Origin of the sequence: Pseudomonas sp. AU11447 (assembly GCF_001672555.2) — a bacterium.
Lineage (GTDB): Bacteria > Pseudomonadota > Gammaproteobacteria > Pseudomonadales > Pseudomonadaceae > Pseudomonas > Pseudomonas nitroreducens.
Window position 1 is genome coordinate 157,569 of sequence record NZ_LZDG02000047.1, and the last position, 9,013, is coordinate 166,581.

Sequence of the window (9,013 nt, forward strand, 5' to 3'; positions counted from 1 at the left end):
GGCGGGCTTCAGAAGCACACGTCGGCGGCCGGGATGATCTTGGCTCGCGGGCCGAAGCTGCTGATGCTGCCCAGCACCGCATTGTGATGCGCGGTGATCTGCGCGGCGCTGAGCACGGCGTTGTCGACGGTGGAATGGGCATCGCCCACCAGCGTCACCGCATAGCCCTGGGCCAGGGCGCGGCGGGTGGTGGTGTCGACGCAGTAGTCGCTCTGCAGGCCGCAGATCACCAGGTGGTCGATGCCGCGCGATTGCAGCAGCTCGGCCAGGTCAGTGCGCAGGAAGGAATCCGGGGTGGTCTTGCGCACCTTCAGGTCGGAGTGATCGGTGAGCAGGCGCGTTTCCAGCTGCCAGCCGGCGCTGCCATACTGCAGGTCATCGTCCTCGTGCTGTACCAGCACCACCGGCACAGCGGCCTCCCGCGCTGCTCGGCTCATGCTGTTGATGCGCTGCAGGACGTTGTCGATGTCGAAACAGGCGGAGTCGCCGGAACACAGGTCGGACTGGACGTCGATGATCAGCAGGGCGGTGCTCATGGTCAGGGAATTCCGAAGGTTCAGTGAAGCTGGGAATGGTAGCCGCCCGAGTGCGGCGGGCCAATGCCGGCAGGCACTTGCTGCCAAAGCCGTATTTCCCTTTGCCCTGGCTTGGGCGATGGTGTCGGCCATGAACCGGACCGGATGCCGATGAACACATTCCCCGCCAAGACCCTGACCCTCGCCAACGGCCTGCGCGCCACTGTCGTTCATGCTCCCGGCGCCAGCCACGCCGTTGCGCTGCTGCGCATTGCCCGGGGCAGCCACGACGAGCCCGAAGCCTTCCCGGGCCTTGCGCATTTCACCGAACACCTGCTGTTCCTCTGCGGCGAACGCTTCGTCGAGGGCGAGCGACTGATGCCCTGGGTGCAGGCGCGCGGAGGGCGGGTCAACGCCAGCACTCGCGCGCGGCAGACCGACTACTTCTTCGAGGTGCCGGCCGATGCATTGGGGGATGGATTGGCGCGCCTGGTGGACATGCTCGCGCGACCGCGCCTGGATGAAACCGTGCAGGTGGCTGAACGTGAAGTGCTGGAGGCCGAGTTTCTTGCCCGCGGCCGCGATCCCGACACCCTGATCGACGCCGCCCTGGCCTTGGCGGTGGTGCCGGGGCACGCGCTGGGGCGTTTCGTGGCTGGCCGGCGCGACACGCTGAAGGTGGAAAGCGCCGAGTTCCAGCAGGCGCTGCGTGATTTCATCCGCTCCTGCCAGGTCAGCGGTGCGCTGGAACTCTGGTTGCAGGGGCCGCAAACACTGGAAGAGCTGGCGGTATTGGCGGAGCGTGAAGGGAGTGTGTTTCCCCTGGGCGCGGCCGTCGCAAGCGCTGACCGGGAATCCCTTCTGCCGCTCAGCGGTGAGGAACTTAAGCTGCGCCTGCCGGGCGCGCCACGGCTGGTCCTGGCATTCGCCCTGGATGGCATGGCGGGCGAGGGCGGCGCGCTGCTGGAGCAACTGCAGGGCTGGCTGGCCGACGAGGCGCCCGGCTCGCTGCTGGCCTGCCTGGGGCAGAACGGGCTGGCCGACAGTGCTCGTGCGCGCCTGAGCCGCTTCGCCGACGGCCAGGCGTTGCTGCGTTTCGATTTCGAACTGGCCGAAGCGTCCACGGCCGATCTCGTGGAGTCGGCCTTTCTCTCCTGGCTGGAGGCGCTGCGCAAGTTGCCGGCGGATGTGCTCGCCGCTGCGCCTGCCGATGGGGCAACGGGCTCATTGGCGCAGTTGCAGCGCAGAGCGCGCAGCGACGCGTCATCGGCGTGGCTCGGCCAATTGGTGGCGTCGCGAATGATCCGCCTGTTGGCCTCGGAGTCGGTGATCGGCGAATCCCTGACCTCGGCCGGCTTCATTCTCGACGTCGTGCGCTGCGCGAAGCGCCCCGCCGAACCGCTGCGTGCCGAGCCCTGGTCCTTTGCACCGACGCAGCTCCCGGCCGACAGCGAGCCCGCGGCCCTGCACCTGCGCTGGCGCTTCCCCCAGGCGCCGGGTCGACAGGCCTTCCTCAGTGCGCGGCAGGTGTTGCGCCCGTTGGCTGGCGCGGCGCGGCACGAAGGTGTCACGCTGCGCCTGGAAGCCCTGGAAAGTGACTGGACGCTGCTGCTGTCCGGCGCAAGAAACCAGCTCGCCGACCTGGCCGAGTGCGCTATCAATGCCCTCCAGCATCCTCCAGCCGCAGTACTGGGGCAGGGCGCGCGCCTGCTGGCGGCCGAACGCCGTCGCCGCGAAGGCGAAATGCCCATCCGTCAGTTGATCGACCTGCTGCCGCAGATGCTGGCGGGGGACAGCGAAGCACTGCCGGACTGGTCGGCTGCTCACTGGGACGCCCTGGCCCTGGGCATCGAGTTGCCGGATACCCTGGCCGATCACTCGACCACCAGCGCGCTGCCACCGCGCAGCGGGCCGCCCGGCCGCCACCGCCAGGTGCTGGAGATGCCGGGTGAAGCAGCGTTGCTGCTGTTCTGCCCACTGGTGTCCCGCTCGGTGACGGACGAAGCCGCGTGGCGCCTGCTGGCCCGTGTGCTGGAGCCGGCTTTCTTCCATTGGCTGCGCGGTGAGCGGCAGCTGGCCTATGCCTTGTACTGCGGTTTCCGCCAGGTAGGCATGCGGCGCGGCATCCTCTTCGCGGTGCAGTCGCCGTTGCTCTCGGCCGTGGAACTGCAGGCCGAGGTGGACAGCTTCCTCTACCAGCAGAGCGAGGCCCTGCTGCGCATCGACCCGCAGCGTGTCGACAGCCTGCGTGCTTCGCTGGCTGCCGAGCTGGCCCGCGCGCCGGGCGATTTCGCCGAGCGCCTGCAGCAGGCCTGGCATGACCAGTTGGCGGGTGTCCTGCCGCCTCATCGGGCACTCATCGCCGAGGCCCTGGAGAGCCTTTGCGGCACCGAGCTACGCGCCGCGCATTCCGCGCTGACCTCTGCCCAGGGCGGCCACTGGCTGCTGCTCAGCCGCGCCTGAGACTCGTACTTTCGACCGAGGGTACCGTCCGCAAGGCGGTTGCCCGGTCGACTTCTGCCTTACGCCCCGCGACCTGCTCCCAGGGTCGGGTCCCAGGTAGTGGCCCGGCGGTCGCGACCCTGCGCGACCATCGCCGCGAGCCTGAGGTAGTGGCGGTCGCAGAGCCTTGCGCAGCGCTCTGGCAGAACGCCCGAAGGGCCCGGTGAAGCGGCGCCAAAGCAGCGTATGTCGCCGCTTCCGCCATTTCGATAATCGCCTCCGTCACGACTGAAACCGCAGTCGTTCCATTCACCCGGAGAGCGCCATGAACAAGAACAACATCGCCGTCCGCCGCCAGCTTCTGCCGCTGGCACTGGCCACCCTGGCCCTGTCTTCAGCGTCGAGCGGGGCTCGCGCCGACATCCTGCTGTACGACAAGGATGACACCACCTTTTCCACCGACGGCTACTTCAACGCCTTCTATGTGAACAGCGACGTCGACCGCAACGGCGATACCTACGACCGCCGCCAGTCGCGGGTGAAGATGGGCTTCCTGCCCAACTACATCGGCTTCAACTTCGGCAAGAAGATCGACGGCCTGACCCTCACCGGGCGCTCGTCGTTCTGGGTGACCATCAACGACAGCGAGCAGGACGGCACCGATACCGCCATCGACGTTCGCCAGTTCTACGGCAATGTCGCCGGCGACTGGGGCGAGGTGCTGATCGGCAAGGACTTCGGCCTGTTCTCGCGCTCCAACATCTTCCTCGACGAACTGCTCGCCGGCTTCGGCAACGCCAGCGACACCCTTGGCCTGGTGGATGGCAAGGGCGTGTCCTTCGGCAACATCGGCACCGGCTACCCGTACCCGTTCCCGACCTCGCAGATTACCTACCGCAACAACAACCTGGTGGACGGCCTGCGCGTCGCCGTCGGCATCATGGACCCGATCGACACCAACCAGATCGACAAGGACGCCAGCGACGGCCTCGACGACAAGGCCTACCAGGACAACCCGCGCTACGAGAGTGAGATCAGCTACCAGTTCGACGTCGGCGGCGCCCAGATCTACAGCTGGGTCAACGGCGCCTACCAGACCTCGAAGAACACCAACGACGAAGTCGACAGCGTGACTTCCAAGGGCCTGGGCTACGGCATCCAGGCGAAGATGGGCGGCCTCTCGCTGACCGGTTCGGGCTTCACCGCCAAGGGCATCAACCCGTTCTTCACCAACAACGCCGGCGAAGCCGCGCTGCGCGAAGTAGACAGCCGCGGCGTGCTGCTGCAGGGCTCCTACAGCTGGGGCAAGAACCGTGTGGCGCTGTCCACCGGCGAGACCCGCGACGACGGCAATGGCCTGGGCAGCGCGGCGGATTACTCCACCAAGGGCATCGCCTACTTCCGCACCATCAACGACAACCTCAAGCTGGTGGCCGAGTACAACGTCTACGAGATCGACGGGCGCAAGGGCTCCACCGTCAGCGAGGACACCGACACCTTCGCGGTGGGCGCCGTCCTCAACTGGTAACTCCGCAAACTCCTTTGGCTCCATTTCGGCGGGTTGGCACAGCGTGTCGCCCGCCTTTTTTCTTCACTTCAAGGAAGGTTCGTCATGATCGGATCGTGGAGCGCGCACGCGCAGACTTACCTGCTGGTTCTGTCCATCGCCACCACCCTGGTGTTCGCCTTGCCCATCTTCCTGGTGCCGCTGCTGTGGGCGCGGGTGATGCAGTGGCAGTTGCCGGAACACACCGATCTTGCGGTGTATTTCGGGCGCTGCCTGGGGGCGTTCATCCTCATCGTCGAGGGGCTGATGTTGCGCGCGGCGTTGACCGGCGAGGCCCTGGTGACCACTTTCGAGGTGCTGGCGGCAGTGGCAGGGCTCATGGTGGTGGTGCACATCTACGGCGCGTTGCGCAGGATTCAGCCGTGGACGGAGACCGTGGAGACGGGGTTCTACGCCGGGATGCTGGTACTGACGTTGCTGTTCTGGCCGATGGGCTAACGCTGGCAGGGCCGGCTCCTGGGGGCCTGACAAGTAGCGTCATTGCTGTGAGCTAGTGGGAGTATTGGCACAGGGCCGGAGGAAGCCGGAAGAAACCGGAAGACGCCGGAGAGCCCCGGATGGCGCGGGCTTAGCGGACAAGCCCAGCTGAACAGTGCCAAAACTGGCAAATGGGGCAAACGGAAAATTTAGCGGGGGTAATTGGCATACCCCCTGTCAGCCGGGATTAGATCAACCACCCCCCAGCCCAAACCGCACGCCCCACGATCTGCAACTCAGCCAGGCGATCCTTAGGGACCGTCATGGGCTGATAGTCCTTGTTGTGGCTGATGATCAGCACAGAGCCGTCGAACTGGCGCTGCAGGCGCTTCGCGTAAAGGTGGTCATCCAGGAGGATGACATAGACGCCTTCCCCCTCAAGCAAATTGCGGCTCTGATCGATCATCACCGTGTCATCGTCTTCGATGAGTCCTTTCATCGAGTCACCGTCATTCCGCAGACAAGCCAGGCGCTCCGGGCTCAGCCCCTTCTTCCGCAAGGAATATCGAGTGAATGCAAGCTCTGTCAGTACGCGCGCGCGCTCATTCCACGCGCCATGACCTGAGCTGCAGCGAGCGTCGTAGAGAGGAATGAACGCGTACGTCTCTAAGTCCAGGGGCTCCTGCTTGGGAGCTGCCGGGAAAGGCTCGCCCTCACCAGAGGCGAGCCAGCCTAAGTCAACGCCCACTGCCTTTGCTATCTCCACGCAGCGCGCGACCTTGGGCTCACTTTGCCCGGTCAGGTAGTACTCAAGTGTCCGCCGAGGGATGCCAGTCAATCGCGCCAGTTCGTCGCCACTTTTGGCTATCTCCGCGCACTGACGGATGCGAGCCGCCAATCCATCAGTCATTTCGCTTTCCCCCAGCAGAAAACGAAATACGCGCATCCGACAAAGCGAAATTTCGCTTTGTCGCAAACCCTTTATGCATCAATGACTTAGCCAAATATAACCACCTTTATGGCTGGTTTTGGAAAGCGAAACGCCATTTTTCGCTTTACCGCATAGTTGGTTATGGCTATGTTTATCCGTAACAGGCTGTTAGACGGCCTAAAAAAACCACCCGCCAAGATGGTTGTTACTGATGAACATCGCCGAAATGCCGCTCGATCCGGCTCCCCGCTGGGAGTGGATCAAATACCAGCTGCGCATCCATGGCTGTCCGCCGGCTGAGCTGGCTCGCCAGCTCGACATCACCGACCGCGCTATTCGTGCGGTGAAGAACGCACCGTATCCACGCATCGAGCGCGAGATCGCCAAAAAGCTCGGTGTGGAGCCGTTTGAGCTTTGGCCGGAGCGTTGGAACCTTGATGGTTCCCCTCGGCGCCAACGCCCAAACAGGGCGGAAAGCCGACCGAGAAGTGCTGCCAAGGATAGCCGTTACTCTCCTGTTCCGCACCGTAAAACCGGCACGGAGGCTTGAACATGCGTCACGGAAAAGACGACCGCACCATAAACATCGATTTCGATGTGCCGCAGCCCCAGCTGGTTAGCGCCTGCGACTTCCGGGTCCAGGTAAGCGAAATCGTCAGCGAGATGCTGACAGGGGCAAAGAGCACCGGGCTTGAGCGCATTGATGTAGCCGCGCAGATGTCGCACCTGGCCGGCGAAGACATCAGCAAAGCCATGCTGGACGCCTGGTCATCGACGGCCCGCATCGATCACAACCTGCCGTTCTACCGCGCGGCCCTCCTGGAGCAAGTCTGCGGCAGCCATCAATTGACCGACCTGATCGTCACCGTGCGTGGTGGTCGGGTTAGCTGGGGGCGCGATGCCTTGCTGGCTGAGTTGGGCCGCGTCGAGAGCATCAAGGATGAGGCGACCCGCCAAGCCCGCGAACTGCGCCGCCGCCTCGGGGGTGCCCAATGACCCGCCTTCAGGACATCCAGAAAGGCCTGCTCGACGATCTGCGCCATGCGACCGAGTTCTACAAGTGCGTGGAGGCTGAAAGCCCTGCAGTAGAAAACGGTGCATGGACTGACGCCCATGAGTGGCTTCGCACTGCGGCCCTGAACCTAGGGGCGGCCTTGATTGCCGATCTTGAGGCAAGCGAGGAATCCCATGCATAAGTGGTTCTCCGCTCGGGAACTTGCAGGCCTGCCAGGTCTGCCAGGTACTGATCGCGCGATTCAAATCATGGCAAAGCGGGAGCACTGGGAAGGCCAGCGCCGCATCGGCACCAAGGCCGTGGAGTACTACTTCCATCAGCTTCCTGCTGAAACTCAGGCAGCACTAGTTGCGCGCCTGGTCCAGCAAGAGGCGCCTGCCGAAGCGCAAGAGCCTGCCGCCCCGCACACACTGATTACGCCGAAGCGTGACGGTATTTCCACGTCACGCTTGAACGATGATCAGCGTGAAGTGATGGCCGCGCGCGTGTCCTTAATCCGTGAAGTCGAGCGGATGAGCCAGTTCGTCAGCCAGCAGCGCGCCATCTTGACCCTGGTCGGCCTGGCGCGTGAGGGCAATCTCAGCCCTTACCTGGTGGAGCGTGTAGAGCGCGCCAACGACCGTAAGACCGCAGACCGCACCCTGAGCGAGCGCACTCTCAAGCGCTGGCTGGCCGACTATCGCAAGCATGGCGAAATCGCCCTGGCTCCGGCTCGCCGCAAGCCTGACATGAGCGTGCCGGTGTGGGCGCCCGTGTTCCTCAAGCATTACCAGAAGCCGCAGAAGCCCAGCGTTGAGGCGGCGTATGAGCGCTTCAAGGGCGAGTACCAGGGCTGCCCGAGCATCCATGCAGTACGTCGATTTCTGGCCAAGCTCAGCCCGGAAGCCCGTGAGCATGGCCGCATGGGCTCCCGCGAAATCAAAGCGGTCAAGGCGTTCAACCGCCGTAAGGCCGACATGCTCTGGCCTAACGATGTATGGGTGGCGGACGGCCACACCTTCGACGCCGAGGTCATGAACCCGCTGACCGGCCAGATTTTCAAGCCCGAGATCACCATGGTCATCGACTGGGGGACCCGCCGCATCGTCGGTTTCTCGGTCAACCTGGCCGAGTCGACCATTGCCACCGTCGACACCATCCGCGACGGCGTAACCCGCGTCGGCATGTTCAAGCTTTTCTATGTCGACAACGGCAGCGGCTTCGATAACGACACGGTGCGGGAAGTGGTGGATCGCCTGGGTGGTGATATGACCCACTCCATTGCTTACAACTCTCAGGCACGCGGCGTCATTGAGCGCCCGCACAAAAGCATCCTGGTGAAGCTGGCAAAGACGTACGACAGCTACATCGGCAAGGACATGGACAAAGAAGCCGCTACCCGCGTGCATCGCCTGTCCCGCAAGCAACTGGCCGAGGGCATCCAGCCCACTCAGATTCCCACCTTCGACGTGTTCTTCCGCGACCTGCAGGACGCCCTGGACGACTACAACCACAAGTCACATCGCGGCCTCCCGAAAGTCCGCGACCTGGAAACAGGCCGGATGCGTAGCCAAACCCCGATGGAGTCCTGGAAGTCGGCGGTCGCTGAGGGATGGGAGCCGCTGCAGGCGCCTGCCGATGTCGTAGCTGGCCTGACTCGCCCGCAGGTCGTTCGCACCACCAACCGCGCCGAAGTGAGGTTTGGCGGTGGCATCTACTTCGCTCGTGAGCTGGAAGCGCTGCACGGCCAGGAAGTGCGCGTCGCCTACGACTTCCGCGATGCCAGCCGCGTGTGGGTCCACAACCTGGACGGCGAGCTGATCTGCGAGGCCCTGGTGGATGGCAACGCATCGCCAGCCATGCCGCGCTCCCTGCTGGACAAGGCGGGAGACCGCCGCGAGAAGGGCCAGATCGCCCGCGCCGTCACCAAGATCAAGACCCTCACCGGTCAGGACGTCGAACTGCGCGTTGTGCCAAAGGCCGCGCCAACTGCCGACCTGAGTGCCGAGCAGATCAGCGAGGCCCGCCGCTACGCCGCCGCGTTGGCCGCTCCCAGCACCTTCGAGATTCCGACCGATTCCATGGCGCGCTATCGCCTGTGGAAGCGCGTCGACCGCCGCATCACCGCTGGCGAGCAGATGGAGCCC

General features: G+C 64.4%; 9 protein-coding genes. 7 read left to right on the top strand and 2 right to left on the bottom strand.

Annotated elements, in window-relative coordinates; all coding sequences use genetic code 11:
* Positions 1-8: 8 nt before the first annotated feature.
* Entirely contained in the window at positions 9-536 is a 528-nt protein-coding gene (locus A6723_RS17625) for a cysteine hydrolase family protein (RefSeq protein ID WP_054906999.1), read from the bottom strand.
* 150 nt (positions 537-686) lie between these two features.
* On the opposite strand from A6723_RS17625, the gene pqqF reads away from it, so the two are divergent.
* From pqqF to A6723_RS17640, 3 genes are all read left to right on the top strand, one after another.
* Positions 687-2,978: a pyrroloquinoline quinone biosynthesis protein PqqF gene (gene pqqF / locus A6723_RS17630; RefSeq protein WP_139093009.1), complete on the top strand. Its 2,292-nt coding sequence runs from the start codon at positions 687-689 to the stop codon at positions 2,976-2,978.
* A 304-nt stretch (positions 2,979-3,282) separates the two neighbouring features.
* Entirely contained in the window at positions 3,283-4,485 is a 1,203-nt protein-coding gene (locus A6723_RS17635; protein ID WP_024764449.1) for a porin, read from the top strand.
* 84 nt (positions 4,486-4,569) lie between these two features.
* A complete protein-coding gene (locus A6723_RS17640) occupies positions 4,570-4,962 on the top strand; it encodes a hypothetical protein (RefSeq protein ID WP_054906998.1) in 393 nt (130 codons plus the stop codon).
* 226 nt (positions 4,963-5,188) lie between these two features.
* On the opposite strand, the gene A6723_RS17645 is transcribed toward A6723_RS17640, so the two are convergent.
* Positions 5,189-5,851, bottom strand: coding sequence for a helix-turn-helix transcriptional regulator (locus A6723_RS17645; RefSeq protein ID WP_054906997.1), 663 nt, complete (start codon positions 5,849-5,851; stop codon positions 5,189-5,191).
* Between the two features lie 232 nt (positions 5,852-6,083).
* On the opposite strand from A6723_RS17645, the gene A6723_RS31345 reads away from it, so the two are divergent.
* The 4 genes from A6723_RS31345 to A6723_RS17660 form a co-directional block, all read left to right on the top strand.
* A complete protein-coding gene (locus tag A6723_RS31345; RefSeq protein ID WP_082450482.1) occupies positions 6,084-6,422 on the top strand; it encodes a helix-turn-helix domain-containing protein in 339 nt (112 codons plus the stop codon).
* A 2-nt stretch (positions 6,423-6,424) separates the two neighbouring features.
* Positions 6,425-6,868 carry a hypothetical protein gene (locus A6723_RS17650; RefSeq protein WP_054906996.1) on the top strand — a complete coding sequence of 148 codons (444 nt, stop codon included), beginning with the start codon at positions 6,425-6,427 and terminating at the stop codon, positions 6,866-6,868.
* Entirely contained in the window at positions 6,865-7,068 is a 204-nt protein-coding gene (locus tag A6723_RS17655; protein ID WP_054906995.1) for a hypothetical protein, read from the top strand. Before A6723_RS17650 ends, A6723_RS17655 begins: the two co-directional genes overlap by 4 nt.
* A partial coding sequence (locus A6723_RS17660; protein ID WP_139093010.1) for a Mu transposase C-terminal domain-containing protein occupies positions 7,061-9,013 on the top strand: 1,953 nt, incomplete at its 3' end. The genes A6723_RS17655 and A6723_RS17660, both read left to right, overlap by 8 nt.